A 15,105-nucleotide genomic window follows, 5' to 3' on the forward strand; every position below is an offset into this window, starting at 1 on the left:
ATTCATCGATCGCGCGGCGTGCAGTCTGTTACGCGAGCCAGCCTTTGATCGTGCTCGACATCACGTTCGTCGAAATGCCGTAGCGATCGTGCAGCGTAGGCAACGCGCCTGCATCGAGGAACGCATCGGGCAATGCGATCTGACGATAAGCCGGCGCGACCCCCGCCGTCAGCAGTGCGGTTGCCACCGCTTCGCCGAGCCCGCCGATCACCGTATGGTTTTCCGCCACCACGACGAGACGTCCCGAGCGCTTCGCTTCGCGGACGATCGTCTCCGTGTCGAGCGGCTTGATCGTCGGCACATGCAGCACGGCGACATCGACGTTATCGGCTTGCAATGCCTTCGCGGTTTCGAGCGCGCGCATCGTCAGAATGCCCGACGAAATGATGAGCACGTCCCGGCCATCGCGCAGCAGCTTCGCCTTGCCGAGTTCAAAGCGATAGTCGTATTCGTCGAGCACGGCGGGCACGTTGCCGCGCAAGAGACGCGCATACACCGGACCTTTGTGCGCGGCGATCGCGGGCACCATCTGTTCGATATCGAGCGCATCGCACGGATCGATCACGGTCATGTTCGGCATCGCGCGCATCAGTGCGAGGTCCTCCGCGGCTTGATGGCTCGGGCCGTAACCCGTCGTGAGTCCCGGCAGCGCGGCGACGATCTTTACATCGAGATTGTCTTCCGCGATCGTTTGATGGATGAAGTCATACGCACGGCGCGTCGCGAATACCGCGTACGTCGTCACGAACGGCTGCGCGCCTTCGTGTGCGAAGCCCGCAGCCGCGCCCATCAGCAATTGCTCGGCCATGCCCATCTGGTAGTAACGCTCGGGGAATGCCTTCGCGAAGATATGCAGGTCCGTGTACTTGCCGAGATCGGCCGTCATGCCGATGATATTCGTCTTCGTGCGCGCTTCTTCCACGAGCGCATGGCCGAAGGGGGCCGAACGCGTGACCTGTCCTTCGCTTGCGATCGACGCGATCATCGCGGATGTCTTCAAACGAGTGCTCATGCTTGTCTCCCTGCTTCGAGTGCTTGCAGCGCCAGTTGCCATTCATGGGCATCGACGCGGATGAAGTGGTTTTTCTCGCGTTGTTCGAGAAAGGGCACGCCACGGCCCATCTGCGTATCGCATACGATGATGCGCGGCTTCGCGTCCTCAAGATTGCGCGCGTTGTCGAAAGCGTTCTTCACCGCATCGATGTCGTTGCCGTTCACGCGCTGCACGTACCAGCCGAATGCTTCGAGCTTGTCGACGAGCGGCTCGAACGACATGATCTGCGTCGACGGGCCATCCGCCTGCTGATTGTTCACATCGATCATTGCGATGAGATTGTCGAGCTTCCAGTGCGCCGCCGACATCAAACCTTCCCAGATCGAGCCTTCATCGAGCTCGCCATCGGAGAAGAGCGTGTACACGAAAGACTTCGAGCCCTTGCGCTTCAGACCGAGGCAGCGGCCCACAGCGATCGTGAGACCTTGCCCGAGCGACCCGCCGGACATTTCCATGCCGGGCGTGTAGCTTGCCATGCCGGACATCGGCAGACGGCTATCGTCGCTGCCATACGTTTCGAGTTCCTCTTGCGGCAGGATGCCTGCTTCGAAGAGCGCGGCATACAGCGCAATTGCATAGTGACCGTTCGACAGCAGGAAGCGGTCGCGGCCTTCCCATTCGGGATCGTCGGGGCGGTAGTTCATCGCGCCGAAGTAGGCGACGGCCAGCACATCGGCGATATCGAGCGCCTGGCCGATATAACCTTGACCTTGCACTTCGCCCATCAGAAGGGCATTGCGGCGGATACGATAGGCGCGCTCGGCGAGCGTCACCTCTTCGATAACGGGAGCATTCATGCGTTGTCTCCTTGATTAATAAAATTAGCGATTGACCGTTTTCGCGGGCACGAAGAACACGAGCGCCGCGCCGATCACGATGGCTATGGAAATGAAGATCAGGCCCGCGGTCGATTTGCCGGTGAAGTCGTTGAGCCATCCGACGATGGCAGGCGAGAAGAAGCCCGCGAGATTGGCGAAGCAGTTGACCGCGGCAATGCCCGCCGCCGCCGACATGCCGCCCAGCACAGCCGTAGGCAAGGACCAGAATTGCGACGATGACGCGAGGATGCCTGCTGCCGCGATGCTCACGCAGACGATCGATGCGCCCACGCTGCCGAGCATCGGCAAGGTGGCGAAGCCGGCTGCGGACACAAGCATCGGAATCGCGAGATGCAGGCGGCGTTCGCGACGCTTGTCGGCACTTGCACCGATCAGCGGCAGCGCGACGATGGCGCAAAGATACGGAATCGCGGTGAGAATGCCGACCCACAGCGGGTCCGCTACGCCGGTGCGGCGCACGATGGTCGGCAGCCAGAACGTGAGTCCGTATTGACCCATCACGACGCAGAAGTAGATCGCGGCCATCAGCCAAAGACGACGATCGCCGATGAACGCGCGGATCGATACGTGCTTCACCGTCTGCGCGTTGTCCTTCTCGACATTGCGCCGAAGCAATGCTTTCTCTTCGTCGCTGAGCCACTTCGCGCCGGCGATGCCGTTGTCGAGGTAGAACAGGATCGCGACACCCAGGAAGAGCGAAGGCAGCGCTTCGAGCATGAAGAGCCACTTCCATCCGGCGAGCCCCTGCACGCCCTGGAACGCATGCATGATGTAGCCCGAGAGCGGTCCGCCGACGATGCCTGCGAGCGGAATCGCCATGAAGAACAGCGAGAGCGCTTTGGCGCGGCGCGCGGCGGGAAACCAGTACGTCAGATAGAGAATGACGCCGGGCGCGAAACCCGCTTCTGCGACGCCCAGCAAAAATCGCAGGACATAGAAGACTGTCGGTGACTTCACGAACACGAAGCTCGCGGATATCACGGCCCACGTCAGCATGATGCGTGCGAGCCAGTTGCGCGCGCCCACTTTATGAAGGATGACGTTACTGGGCACTTCGAACAGGAAGTAGCCGAGAAAGAAGATGCCCGCGCCGATGCCGTAGATGGTTTCGGAGAAGCGCAGATCGTTGAGCATCTGCAGCTTGGCGAAGCCGACGTTCACGCGATCCAGATACGCGCCGAGATAGCACAGCATCAGAAAGGGAATCAGGCGGCGTCCGACCTTGGCATAGGTCTTTGCTTCGAAGCTGGCGGCATCGTCGGACGATGTGAACTCAGCGCTTACCGCCGCCGCGGATAACTTTGGTTTCATGTGTGTCTCCATCCATGTTCGGCGCCCTGGTTTCCAGGTGCGCCCGTACGTGCAATCAATGAATCAGCATGCCGCCGTTGACATCGAGTGTGACGCCAGTGAGATAGGAAGAAAGATCGCTCGCGAGATACAGGCACGCGTTGGCGATATCCGCTGCATCGCCGAGACGCGCGAGCGGAATGCTCTTGATGATGTCCGCGCGCATTTCGGGCGTGAGCTTGTCACCGGTGATGTCGGTTTGAATGAGGCCCGGCGTGATCGAATTCACACGGATGCCGTCGGCGCCGAATTCACGCGCCATTGCCTTCGCGAGGCCCAGCACGCCGGCCTTCGCCGCGCTGTAATGCGGCCCGCCGAAGATGCCGCCGCCACGTTGCGCCGACACTGACGACATGCATACGATGCTGCCGCTCTTCTGCTTTTTCATCTGCGGAATAACGGCTTGCGACATATACAGCGTGCCGCGCAGATTCACGTCGATGACGGCATCGAAGTTATCGGCGCCTATCTCCAGCGTCTTGATCGGCTGCGTGATGCCCGCGTTGTTGATGAGCGCGTCGATGCGTCCGTATTTATCGATGGTGGCATTGGCGGCCGCGATGCACGCGTTCTTATCGGTGACGTCGCAAGCGAGACCGAGATGGCCATCGCCCAGATCGTTCGCGGCGCTTTGCGCGTCTGCTTCCTTCAGATCCAGCACGACGATGCGCGCGCCTTGCGCCGCAAGCGCCTTCGCCGTTGCCTTGCCGATACCGCGCGCCGAAGCCGCGCCCGTGACGATCACTACCTGGTTCTCGAGCAACATCGTTGTCTCCGTTGGTTGTCTGGTGTAGGCGCAGTTTCTCCGCCTTCGACCTGACGATCAACGCAGTTTGGCTCAACTATTGCTGAGAAATTTTCAGGTATCGCCGCGACGCTCGATTTGCTGATCCATCCACGCCAGAAACTTTGCGACGCGTGGCAATCCGGCGTTTTGACTCGGGTAAACGAGATGATGCGCGCCGACTTCGACCGCGTATTCCTTGCCGAATACAGGCACGAGCGAACCGCGTTCCAGATGCCCGGACGCGAGCATCGTGCTTTCGAGCGCGATGCCGTGACCGAGCGCGGCCGCTTCGAGCGACATGTACGAGCGGTCGAATGAAAAGTCGAATGCCTTGCGCTTCACCGCGACGCCGAACTTGCCGAACCACTGCTGCCATTGAACGAGCGGCGATTCGGAGAGAATCAGACGACGGTCGAGCAGATCATCTGGCGTAGCGACTGGAAAGCGTTCGAGATAGGCGCGCGAAGCGAGCGGCGCAATGCTTTCATGCCGCAGCGTCTTCACTTCGACATCGGTCCAATGAGCATAGCCATGACGCACGGCGATATCGTAGTAACCCGATGTGAACGACACGTCTTCATACGAGCACGCGAGGTTCATTTGAATATCGCCATTGGCTTCCTGAAACGCGGCGAGACGCGGCAATAGCCACATCAGGCCGAAGCTCGGACTCGAATGAATGCGCAGTATCTCGACGGATGTTTCGCTCGATGCGCGTTCCGTCGCGCGATTCAATTCGGCGAGCGCGCCGGTGACGTCGGCAAGATATTGCGTGCCGGTCGGGGTGAGGACGAGACCGCGGCCGAACCGCGTGAACAACGGCCGCCCGACGATGCTCTCCAGATTCGCCAGTTGATGACTGACGGCCGAAGGCGTGAGGCCGAGTTCGTCGGCTGCGCGGTTGACGCTCTTCGTGCGCGCGACGCTCTCGAACGCGATGATGGATTTGAGAGGAGGAAGGCGCATGGAAGCTTACTTCGGCTCCTTCGGCACGCGCCCCATCAAAAAGAACTCGTCGTTGGGCCGCATTGAAATGACATTCGCCATGCGATTCGATAACCCGAAAAATGCGGTGATCGCGGCGATATCCCAGATATCTTCATCGCTGAAGTCATGCGCGTGCAATGCCGCGAAATCGGCATCATTCACCGTGCCCGATGCGCGGCATACCTTAAGCGCAAAATCGAGCATCGCCTTCTGACGCGGCGTGATATCCGCCTTGCGATGATTCACCGCCACCTGATCCGCCACGAGCGCGTTCTTTTCATAGATGCGCAGAATCGCTCCGTGCGCGACGACGCAATAAAGGCAATCGTTCACCGCGCTCGTCGCGACGACGATCATCTCGCGCTCGCCCTTGCTCAGGCCGCCTTCCTTGAGCATCAGCGCATCGTGATAAGCGAAGAACGCGCGGAATTCATCGGGCCGGTGCGCAAGCGTGAGAAACACGTTCGGCACGAACCCCGCCTTGTCCTGCACTTCGAGAATGCGTGCGCGGATATCGTCGGGCCATTCTTTCGGATCGGGAACGGGATAGCGGCTGATGGGCTTTGGCGTCATGACGTCCTCGAAGGCTTGATCGAACGCCCATTGTAGAGCGAGAGTTCGTCAACGCGTGACTGTGAGCGACGACAATAGCTTCAAGAGGCTCTCGACATTCACGGGCTTCACGAAGTGATAGTCGAAGCCTGCCGATTGCGCGCGCAATCGGTCTTCGGCCTGGCCATAACCCGTGATCGCGATCAGCAAAGGCGTCGTGTCTCCCTTGCGACGCAAACGACGCGCGAGTTCGTAGCCGTCGATATCTGGCAGGCCGATATCGAGCAGCGCCACATCGGGCTGCAAGAGCGGCGCGGCTTCCAGCGCTTCCGCCGATGAATACGCGACGCGCGCGACATGTTCCTCCGACTCGCACAGCATCGCGAGCGAATCGGCGGCATCGCGGTTATCGTCCACGACGAGAATGCGCAGCGCCGTGCGCGTCTCGCGCATGCTCGTCTCCGAAAGTGCGAGCGCGGAATGCCTTTCGTGATGATGCAAACGCGGCAGCCGCACGGTCACCGTCGTGCCGAGGCCCGGTCCCGGGCTTTGCACGGTGATCGTGCCTTTATGCATTTCCACGAGCTTCTTCACGAGAGAAAGCCCGATGCCGAGGCCGCCGTTCGAGCGGTCGAGCGTGCGCTCGCCTTGCGAGAATAGCTCGAATACTTTCGGCAGAAGGTCGGCGGAAATGCCCGTGCCCGTATCGGCGATGACGATAGACACCGAATCGTCGGCAGCCTGCACACTCACGCTGATACGGCCTTGCTCCGGTGTGTACTTGCTCGCATTGTTCAGCACGTTGACAAGGATCTGCGAGAGACGCGTGGGATCGCCGCAGACCCATGTCGTCGCATCGGAAACATCGACTTGAATGTTTTGCGAACGCGACTCGACCATGCCCGCAATGGCTTCGACTGCGTGATATACCGCCGTGCCGACGAGAATCGGTTCGAGTTGCAAGGCGATGCGTCCCTGCGTAATGCGCGAAACCTCCAGCAAGTCGTCGACGATGCGCGTCATGTGCTCCACTTGCCGGCGCATGAGATCGATAAGATCGCGCGGATGCGTGTCGCCATCTTGATCCTTTTGCAGGAGCGCTATGGCCGTTCGCAGCGGCGCAAGCGGATTGCGCAGTTCATGCGCGAGCATCGCGAGGAACTCGTCCTTGCGTCGTCCCGCTTCGCGCAACATCAGCTCCATATGCTTGCGTTCGGTGATGTCTATCACGCTGCCGATGATGCGCAGCGGCTCGCCGTCCTTGCTGCGCTGGAGCAGGGCGCTGCCTTGCATCCACTGTTCTCCGTGCATGTTGCGCACGCGAAACTCGAAATGTCCCTCGGCGTCTTCACCGGCCGCGATGCTGCGCACATAGCGATCGAGCATGGCGCTGTCATCGGGATGCACGCGTGCGAGCGCTGCCTCATAGCTGAGCGTTTCGGTGGTCTGACGCTCGCCGCCGGTTTCGAGCGACAACGTCCACGTCGCGAGTTCCAGCGACGCGATATGAATGTTCGCGGCCTGCATCGCCACCGTGAGGCGCAAGCTGCGCGCCTCGATTGCGGCTTGCGCTTCGAAGCGCGGCGTGACGTCGGTCGTCGTGCCGAACCATTCCTGCAAGCTACCCTTGTCGTCGTAGAGTGGCGCGGCGTGCGCCTGCACCATGCGATAAACGCCGTCGCGACGGTACATGCGAAAGGTGAGCGTGCAAGCGACGCCGTCGCGCAATGCATCGAGCCATGCCTGATGCGTGCGCTCGCGATCGTCGGGATGGATGTAATCGAGCCAGCCCCAGCCGGACAACACGTCCGGCGACGTGCCCGTGAACTGTTCCCATTCGCCGCCAGAAGGACGAATTTCGCCGTTTGCATCGGCGGACCAGACGAGCGCGCCCGTCGTTTCGACGAGTGCCCGATAGCGTCGTTCCGAAAGGCTCAGGCGATCTTCATCGGCGCGTTGCGTGCTGATATCGAAGCTCACGCCATAGACGCGCGTGAGCACGCCATGACGGTCGAACTCGGGATGCCCGCGCATGCGCAGCCATCGACGTTGTCCTTGTTCGCTTTCCAGAACGAAGTCGAATTCGAATGGTCCGCCATCGCGCAATGCTTCGGTCAACTTGCGCTGAAACGGCTCGCGATGTTCGGGCGCGACGCGGTCCCACACTTCCGAAAGAAGAACCGCTTCGGTTCCGGGCGGAAAAGAATAGAGCGCGGCGAGCTGTGCGGTCATGCGTACGACGCGCGTCTTCATGTCCCATTCCCACGCGCCCATGCGTGCGCCCGCGAAAGCGGCCTGCAAGCGCCGCTCGCTGGCTTCATACATTGCCCATGCGTGACGACACTCATGAATGTCGATGGCCACACCGACCGTCTCGCCGATCTGCCCTTCCTCATCGCGCCGCGCCTGAAGATGGAGCGTATGCCAGCGGAACGCGGCATCGTTGCGTAACAGGCGCACATCGACGTTGCGAAGCAGCGTGCCGTCGCGCATCTGACGCAGTGCTTCGAGAACCGGCGGGATGTCGTCGGGGTGAACAAAAGCTTTCCAATGCTGCCCGACGAGTTCGGGAAACGGAATGCCGAGATACCGGCAAGCCCACGGATTGGCGTACTGGATTACCCCGTCTCGTGCCGCGCGCCACACAAACGACGGCAGGAAATGAGCAGGATCGTGCATGGCGTCCTTGCTTCCTTACTCCGGCGAAAAGCGTCGCCGCGCACGCCATCCGAGGCTTTGATAGCTTAGGGATACCATACAACAAAAGCGATGGGCTTCATCGCGATACGGCGATGCAGCCATCATCGCTCCGAAAGGTTATATGTAATTTATACGTATCAAAGAATGTTTCGTCTTATGAATCAGCGCGTCGCCTTATTGATTCATTGGACGATAGCAAGCACGCAAGATCAGCCGGCCTCACCTACGTCTTTCGGATTCGGCAGCTTTTCTTCCTTGCTTTGATCGGTGCGCTTCGGCGGCTCGGGCTCATTTCTCATCGTGCGCTTTTGCTCGTCGGACAAGCGGCGGTCGGCCATGTTCGGATCTTCTGGCGTTTGGGTGGGCGGCGTCGGTCGATCGGTTTGCTGATTCATGAGCGGCTCCTTGTCGTGTTCGTCGGATGACATGAAGAGGTCGCATCCGACGTGCCCGCCGTACCGGGTACAGCCGATGCTCAATTCACACTCCGATGTATCGATCGAACGTTCTTCTCTCATTGCTCTTATGCAGTTCGCGAAAAACACGCTCATTCGTTTTGCCGCTATCGCATGCATGATTTTGTTATCGCCGCGCGGCTTCGCTGCTTCGATTGCCTCCGCGCCCTATGGCGCGACCCAACAAGGCCAGGCGGTGACGCAATTCACGTTGTCCAATGCGCGCGGCGTGTCGATGAACTGCATCACGTATGGCGGCATCGTCACGCGTCTCGATGTGCCGGACCGGCGCGGGCGTCGCGCGGATATCGTGCTCGGCTTTGGCTCGCTCAACGACTATGAGAAGTACAACGGCAAGATCCATTTCGGCGGTCTGATCGGGCGTTATGCGAATCGCATCGCCGATGGAAAGTTCGAACTTGATGGCCGCGACTACAAGCTGCCCGTCAACGAGCCACCGAATACACTGCATGGCGGTCCGCATGGATTCGACGAGAAAATCTGGACCGTGGTGAAGACGTTTCAGGGCGCGCAAGGCGCGGGCGTGCAGCTTCGCTATGTGAGTCCCGATGGCGAGAACGGCTTTCCCGGCACGCTTACTGTCGACGTAACCTACACGCTCACCGACGATAACGAAGTGCGTATCGACTATCGTGCGAAGACGGACAAGCCGACCGTCCTGAACCTCACGAACCATAGCTACTTCAACCTCGCGGGCGAGGGCAGCGGCAATGTCGAAGGGCAGCTCATCATGATCGCGGGATCGAGCTATACGCCGACGCGCGCCGATTCGATTCCGTCCGGCGAGATGGCGAGCGTCGAGAACACACCGCTGGATCTGCGAGCGCTGACGCCGATCGGCGCGCGTTTGCGTTCGTCGAATCAGCAGATGCGTTATGCGCGCGGCTACGACCACAACTGGAAGCTCAACAAGAACGGACAGCGCAATGGAGAACCCGGCTTTGCCGCGCGCGCCTACGATCCGTCGAGCGGCCGCGTGCTCGATGTCTATACGACGCAGCCCGGCTTGCAGTTCTACACGGGCAACGGTCTCGATGGCAGCGCGATCGGCACGTCGGGCGTGGCGTATCGACAAACGGATGGCTTCGCGCTAGAAACCCAGCATTTCCCGGACTCGCCGAACCGCCCCACGTTCCCATCGACCGAACTCACGCCCGGCGACGAGTATCACGAAGTCACCGTCTGGAAGATCGGTGTGCGTTAGCGCATGTGTCGGGTGCGAATCGCACCCCGGGACGCGAAGCCACACGTAGAGGCACTTTTCGACGCGGTGGTCGGAATCGGCCCCCGCGTCGAGTGCTCTCTCTCAGGCTGGCCCTCGGAATTCGTTCGGCGCAAACGGAATTTTGCGTTTTGCATTCGAAATGCCTTGTCCTGTTTTGCATTTCGCATGCGTTGCTGGCGGAGCGCTAGGCGGCCGCCTTGTCGGAGTCTGCTGCCCGGTTCTGTTCGAGAAGATCGAGGAGCCGCAGCACGCGGGCGCGTTGCGTCGAGACGAGATCGCTTTCGTCGCCGACCGCGGCGAGCCGCCTTTTCCAGTAGGCATGATCGAACTGGTCGACCGCCTTTGAATTTCCCGATAGCGCGAGCGAACGGATCATGTGCTCGAGATGATCGAGCTGGGTGTCCGCGAGACGCGCGGGCTTGAGCATCGCTCGCGTGGCCTGCGCGGCGCGCCCGACTTGCACAATTTTCGACTTTTCCATGTGTGACGCCCCGAAACGTCTTTTCTCTCTTTATGTGCGGCTGAATTTTTTATCTTGACTAGCCGTAAACCCTAGGATGGGGAGTCAGCAATGTGACGGCGGGATGAAGGCAAGGAATCGCCGACCTGGCCGCCCACGACGCCGCACACGCTGCTCCTCGTCCAGCACGATATACCGGCATTCAAAATACGCTTTACCATGCGTCTCATTTGCTGGCGCGTATCGTGCGCGCCACAGCGCGAAGGACGACCCGACAACATCGACTGCCGCATATGCCCGCAGATTCCGATCCGCCGAAGATTTCCACGCACTTTTCGACGCGCGCCTGTCCGCGTGAGCGTCAATTGCTCGCATGGCGCGATCGGGTCGGGCAGGTGGTCGATGTCGTGCCGGACAAGGATCAGATTGCACGCGGCTTCTCGGGCAGCATCGATTTGCATGCGGCGGGCGGCCTCGTGTTCACGGAAGCGCGCACCGACGCGCTCGTGCTCGAGCGATCTATCGCGCGCGTCTCCACTGACACGCGTCGCGATTTCGCATTTCACGTCTATGTGGAAGGCGAGACCGGTCACGTCAGCGGGCTGAGCGTCAAGCGCAGCGCGCCTGGCTCTGTGCGCGGCATCATCGCACTCGATCTGAATCAGCGCTTTCGCGTCGAACGTCCGGCGTGCCGCGTGCTGACGATGTTCGTACCGCGTGCAATCGTCGCCGCGCATATCGGCGACTGCGACGCGTTGCACGGTCGCGTGCTGCCCGACCAAGCGCCGCTCGTGCATTTCGTGTTCGAACATTTCGAGGCCACCGCGCGAGAATTGCCCGTGCTCGACCGGCCCGACGCCGCTGACGCGCTCGATGCCGGCGCGCGGCTCCTGCTCGGGGCATTCGCCGACAAGCCGAATGCCGCGAGCGATTCACGCGCCGCACTGCAAACGGCCGTGAAGAGCCAGGTGAAGCGTTACATCGAAACGCGCCTGCATGAGGCCGATCTCACGCCGACCGCGATCGTCGAGGCACTCGGGCTCAAGCGCGCGACAGTCTATCGGTGGTTCGAGCAGGAGGGCGGGCTCGCCGCATATATTCGACTTCGCCGCTTGCGCGAAGCGGCCGACGAACTCGCGCTGTTTCCCAATCTGCAGATTGCGGATATCGCATTCGGTCTCGGCTTCAAGAGCGCATCGGATTTCACGCGCGCGTTTCGCCGCGCGTTCGACGTCAGTCCGCTCGAGATGCGCCTGCGCGCGCTCGAACTGTTGCGCGCGACGAGTGGCGATCCCGTCATGCGGATGCGCGCCGCGCACTCGCGCGGCCTTCCGGAAAGCGGCTGAGCGCAAGAAGCGTCAGGCAGTTCGCGGCGAGCAGATACCACGCGGGCGTCATTACGTTGCCCGTCGCGCCGACGAGCCATGCGACCGTCAACGGCGAGAATCCCCCGAAGATGACGACGCCGAAGGTATAGATCACGGCGAGGCTCGCCGCGCGCCGATGCTTCGGGAAGGCTTCGAGCATGAGCACCGAAGCGGCGCCCGCGTTGTTCAGCGCGACTGCGACATAGAGCAGGATGATGACGAGCGCGAGCCCATCCGGTGCGCCTCGCGTGAGCGCATAAAACGCGGGATAAGCCGTCGCGAGCGCGGCGAAGAGCGAGGCATATTGCAGCGTCTTGCGGCTCATCAGCCGATCGGCCGCAAGCGCGACGAGCGGCGTGACGATCAGAATAACGAGGCCGGAGAGCGACGCGATCAGAAAGCTGATGACAGGGGGCCGCTGCAGCGTATGCGTCAGATAGCTCGGCATGTACAGCACGGCGATGTAGATGCTCGACGATGGCGCGGCCATCATCAGAATGCCGCATGCGAGCGGGCGCGCGTGCTCGCGCAGTACAGTTGCGAGCGGCGTGCGCGCGGGTCGGGGCTTCGACGTGGATGCGTCGCCCGGCATGCGCCGCAGAAACCATCCGAGCGGCGCGATCAGTCCGCCGATGAAGAAGGGCACGCGCCATCCCCATTGCAAGAGTTGCTCCGGCGACAGAAGCGCCGATGTGCACGCGCCGACGAGCGCCGCCACGCACGCGGCCGCGCCCTGACTCGCACCACGCCAGCTGACGATGAAGCAGCGCCGTTCATAAGGCACGGCTTCCATCAGCAGCGCCGATGCCGGTCCGATCTCGCCGCCCGCCGCGAGTCCTTGCAAAAGCCGCGCGACCACGATCAGCACGGTCGCGCTCGCGCCGATCGCCGCGTGCGTCGGCAAGCATGCGATCAGCCACGTACCCAGCGCCATCACGGCGATCGACAGCCGCATGCCGGCTTCGCGTCCGCATCGATCCGCGTATCGTCCGATGAGCACTGCGCCGAGCGGACGCATCACGAAGCCGGCGCCGAATGTCGCGAGCGATAGCAGCAGAGACGAGGCGGGATCATGCGCGGGAAAGAACAGCCGCCCGATGATCGCCGCGGAGAAGCCGTACACAGTGAAGTCGTATGCGACGAAGCCGTTGCTGATAACCGTCGCTACGATGATGCGGGTCAGATTCGCGGGCGCTTGTGGACGTTCGATTTCAGTCATGAATGAGATTGGCGCGTTCGATTCTGGCCATCGATATTAACGGCCGTATTATTCATATCTTTAAAGGAATATCGCGCACGCGTAATATACGATCTCCTTTCAAGCCGATGACTTTACAGACGTTCAGTAATGAGGAATCGCCGTCATGGATGACGCCACGCGCGAATTCGACCGCTTGCGCCCTCGTCTGCAGGGCATTGCGTATCGCATGCTCGGTTCGGTCGCCGAAGCCGAGGATATCGTGCAGGACGTGTGGCTGCGCTGGCATGCGGCGGCTCGCGAAGCGATCGGGAATGCCGAGGCGTGGCTCGTCGCAGTGACGACGCGCCATTCGATCGACCGGTTGCGCGCCGCGAAGTTGCAGCGCGAACACTACACCGGCATCTGGCTGCCCGAGCCGCAGATCACCGACCCGCCGGCAACGCCGGAGGAAGTCACGGAGCGCGCGGACGACGTATCCGTCGCGTTCCTCATGCTGCTCGAACGCCTCACGCCCGAAGCGCGCGCGGCGTTTCTGTTGCGCGAGGTCTTCGACGCCGACTATGCGGAGGTCGCGAACATCATCGGCAAGACGGAGGCCGCATGCCGCCAGCTCGTGAGCCGAGCCAAGGCACAACTACGCGAAGAGCGTCCGCGACGTTCGGTGTCGCGAGAGATTCAAAGGCGCTTGCTGCATGCATTCGCGCACGCGATGGAGCTCGGCGATTTCGCAGCTATTCACGCGATGCTCGCGGAGGACGCCATGCTGATCGGCGATGGCGGCGGGCGCGTGCAGAGTTTCCCCAAACCGCTTTTGGGCGGCAAACGCATCGCGCAGCTTTTTTATGCGGCCTTTCTGCGGTATGGAAACGGCGTGTGTCTCGAACTCGTCATGCTGAATGAGCAATGGGCGCTGCTGCGTTTCATCGACGGCAAGCTCGAATCCGCGCAGACTTTCGATATCGAAGGTGAACGCATCGTACGCATACAGGTGCAGCGCAATCCGGATAAGCTCGAACGCATTGCGGCTCGCCATGGCAATGCATGAACGCTCGCGATTCGATTGATGCATGCGAGGCAACAGCGTGGGCACGTTCGCATGTCTACCGCGACAAGCCGCGCAAACCTAGGATGACATCCATCTTCAACCAGACATGGAGTCATCATGACGCAGCGAGTCAACTACATTCAACAATCTCCCGAGCTTTTCCGGAAGTTCTATGAGTTCAGTCAGGCGGTGCGTGAATGCTCGATCGAGCAGACGACCCGCGATCTCGTGACGCTTCGCGCATCGCAAATGAATGGCTGTGCGTTTTGCGTCGATATGCATGTGAAGGAAGCGAAGATTCATGGCGAGCGCGAACTGCGCACGCATCACGTTGCGATCTGGCGTGAATCGCCGCTGTTTTCGCCGCGCGAACGTGCCGCGCTCGCGTGGACCGAAGTGCTGACGCGCATTCCCGAGCATGGCGTGTCCGACGATCTCTTTGCACGCGTGCGTGAGCAGTTTTCGGAGAAGGAGTTGTCGGATCTGACGTATATCATCATCGAGATCAATGGGTGGAACCGTGCGAATGTCGCGTTTCAGACGGTTCCGGGTTCGTCGGATAAAGCTTTCGGCCTGGACAAGGCAAACCTGTCGTAGTGCGTTCGCGCCGTCGTTCGATCATGGGAGAACGGATCATGCACAGCATCAAACGCGTGGGACTTGCACTCGTCTTCGGATGCGCGGCGCTCGCGGCGAGCACGGCGCACGCGGCGCCGGAGGCCATCGTCAAGGAACTCATGACGAAGGCGCTTCCGGAATATCCCGGCAAGGAGGCGCTGATGATCAGGGTGGAGTATCCTCCGGGCGCGGTCGATCCCGTGCATCGTCACGACGCTCATGCCTACGTATATGTCCTGGAAGGTACGATCGTCATGCAGGTTCGCGGCGGCAAGGCCGTGACGCTCAAAGCCGGCGATACCTTTTATGAAGGCCCTGACGACATTCACACTGTGGGACGCAACGCGAGCAACACGAAGCGCGCGAAATTCATCGTGCTGCTTCTCAAAGACAAGGACAAGCCCGTTCTGACGCCCGTTAAATAAAAAATTCGGCATGGCGCGT

15 protein-coding genes are annotated in these 15,105 nt (G+C 61.0%); 5 read left to right on the top strand and 10 right to left on the bottom strand.

Annotated features, from left to right (window positions below; all coding sequences use genetic code 11):
* Window positions 1-28: 28 nt before the first annotated feature.
* The 8 genes from QCE58_RS19820 to QCE58_RS19855 form a co-directional block, all read right to left on the bottom strand.
* The gene (locus tag QCE58_RS19820) at window positions 29-1,012 is read right to left on the bottom strand and encodes a transketolase family protein (RefSeq protein WP_008347908.1); all 984 of its coding nucleotides are present in this window, start codon (window positions 1,010-1,012) and stop codon (window positions 29-31) included.
* Complete coding sequence (locus QCE58_RS19825) at window positions 1,009-1,851, bottom strand: transketolase (protein ID WP_250521883.1); 843 nt, start codon at window positions 1,849-1,851, stop codon at window positions 1,009-1,011. Before QCE58_RS19825 ends, QCE58_RS19820 begins: the two co-directional genes overlap by 4 nt.
* Before the next feature lie 24 nt (window positions 1,852-1,875).
* Complete coding sequence (locus QCE58_RS19830; RefSeq protein WP_250436473.1) at window positions 1,876-3,204, bottom strand: MFS transporter; 1,329 nt, start codon at window positions 3,202-3,204, stop codon at window positions 1,876-1,878.
* Between the two features lie 55 nt (window positions 3,205-3,259).
* Complete coding sequence (locus QCE58_RS19835; RefSeq protein ID WP_008347913.1) at window positions 3,260-4,009, bottom strand: SDR family NAD(P)-dependent oxidoreductase; 750 nt, start codon at window positions 4,007-4,009, stop codon at window positions 3,260-3,262.
* Between the two features lie 93 nt (window positions 4,010-4,102).
* A complete protein-coding gene (locus QCE58_RS19840; RefSeq protein WP_175980739.1) occupies window positions 4,103-4,996 on the bottom strand; it encodes a LysR substrate-binding domain-containing protein in 894 nt (297 codons plus the stop codon).
* Between the two features lie 6 nt (window positions 4,997-5,002).
* Window positions 5,003-5,590 carry a peroxidase-related enzyme gene (locus QCE58_RS19845; RefSeq protein WP_250436475.1) on the bottom strand — a complete coding sequence of 196 codons (588 nt, stop codon included), beginning with the start codon at window positions 5,588-5,590 and terminating at the stop codon, window positions 5,003-5,005.
* A 48-nt stretch (window positions 5,591-5,638) separates the two neighbouring features.
* A complete protein-coding gene (locus tag QCE58_RS19850) occupies window positions 5,639-8,248 on the bottom strand; it encodes a PAS domain-containing protein (RefSeq protein ID WP_175980743.1) in 2,610 nt (869 codons plus the stop codon).
* Window positions 8,249-8,478: 230 nt separating this feature from the next.
* A complete protein-coding gene (locus QCE58_RS19855) occupies window positions 8,479-8,844 on the bottom strand; it encodes a hypothetical protein (protein ID WP_250457259.1) in 366 nt (121 codons plus the stop codon).
* Here QCE58_RS19855 and QCE58_RS19860 point away from each other — a divergent pair.
* Window positions 8,843-9,949, top strand: a complete 1,107-nt coding sequence (locus tag QCE58_RS19860; RefSeq protein WP_250521884.1) for an aldose epimerase family protein — start codon at window positions 8,843-8,845, stop codon at window positions 9,947-9,949. The genes QCE58_RS19855 and QCE58_RS19860 overlap by 2 nt on opposite strands.
* Before the next feature lie 205 nt (window positions 9,950-10,154).
* Here the strand turns inward: QCE58_RS19860 and QCE58_RS19865 are convergent, their stop codons facing one another.
* Window positions 10,155-10,451, bottom strand: a complete 297-nt coding sequence (locus QCE58_RS19865; RefSeq protein ID WP_008347927.1) for a hypothetical protein — start codon at window positions 10,449-10,451, stop codon at window positions 10,155-10,157.
* A gap of 272 nt (window positions 10,452-10,723) precedes the next feature.
* Between QCE58_RS19865 and QCE58_RS19870 the strand changes: the two genes are divergently transcribed.
* Window positions 10,724-11,776: a helix-turn-helix transcriptional regulator gene (locus QCE58_RS19870; protein ID WP_250521885.1), complete on the top strand. Its 1,053-nt coding sequence runs from the start codon at window positions 10,724-10,726 to the stop codon at window positions 11,774-11,776.
* Here QCE58_RS19870 and QCE58_RS19875 read toward each other — a convergent pair.
* Window positions 11,727-13,016, bottom strand: a complete 1,290-nt coding sequence (locus QCE58_RS19875; RefSeq protein WP_250521886.1) for an MFS transporter — start codon at window positions 13,014-13,016, stop codon at window positions 11,727-11,729. The genes QCE58_RS19870 and QCE58_RS19875 overlap by 50 nt on opposite strands.
* A gap of 145 nt (window positions 13,017-13,161) precedes the next feature.
* On the opposite strand from QCE58_RS19875, the gene QCE58_RS19880 reads away from it, so the two are divergent.
* From QCE58_RS19880 to QCE58_RS19890, 3 genes are all read left to right on the top strand, one after another.
* Window positions 13,162-14,043 carry an RNA polymerase sigma-70 factor gene (locus QCE58_RS19880; protein ID WP_250521887.1) on the top strand — a complete coding sequence of 294 codons (882 nt, stop codon included), beginning with the start codon at window positions 13,162-13,164 and terminating at the stop codon, window positions 14,041-14,043.
* 117 nt (window positions 14,044-14,160) lie between these two features.
* Window positions 14,161-14,640 (top strand): carboxymuconolactone decarboxylase family protein, encoded by a 480-nt coding sequence (locus QCE58_RS19885; protein ID WP_008347936.1) that lies wholly within the window; start codon window positions 14,161-14,163, stop codon window positions 14,638-14,640.
* Window positions 14,641-14,678: 38 nt separating this feature from the next.
* Window positions 14,679-15,086: a cupin domain-containing protein gene (locus tag QCE58_RS19890; RefSeq protein WP_250521888.1), complete on the top strand. Its 408-nt coding sequence runs from the start codon at window positions 14,679-14,681 to the stop codon at window positions 15,084-15,086.
* The last annotated feature ends 19 nt before the right edge of the window (window positions 15,087-15,105 follow it).

Source organism: Caballeronia sp. LZ028 (assembly GCF_031451415.1).
GTDB lineage: Bacteria > Pseudomonadota > Gammaproteobacteria > Burkholderiales > Burkholderiaceae > Caballeronia > Caballeronia zhejiangensis.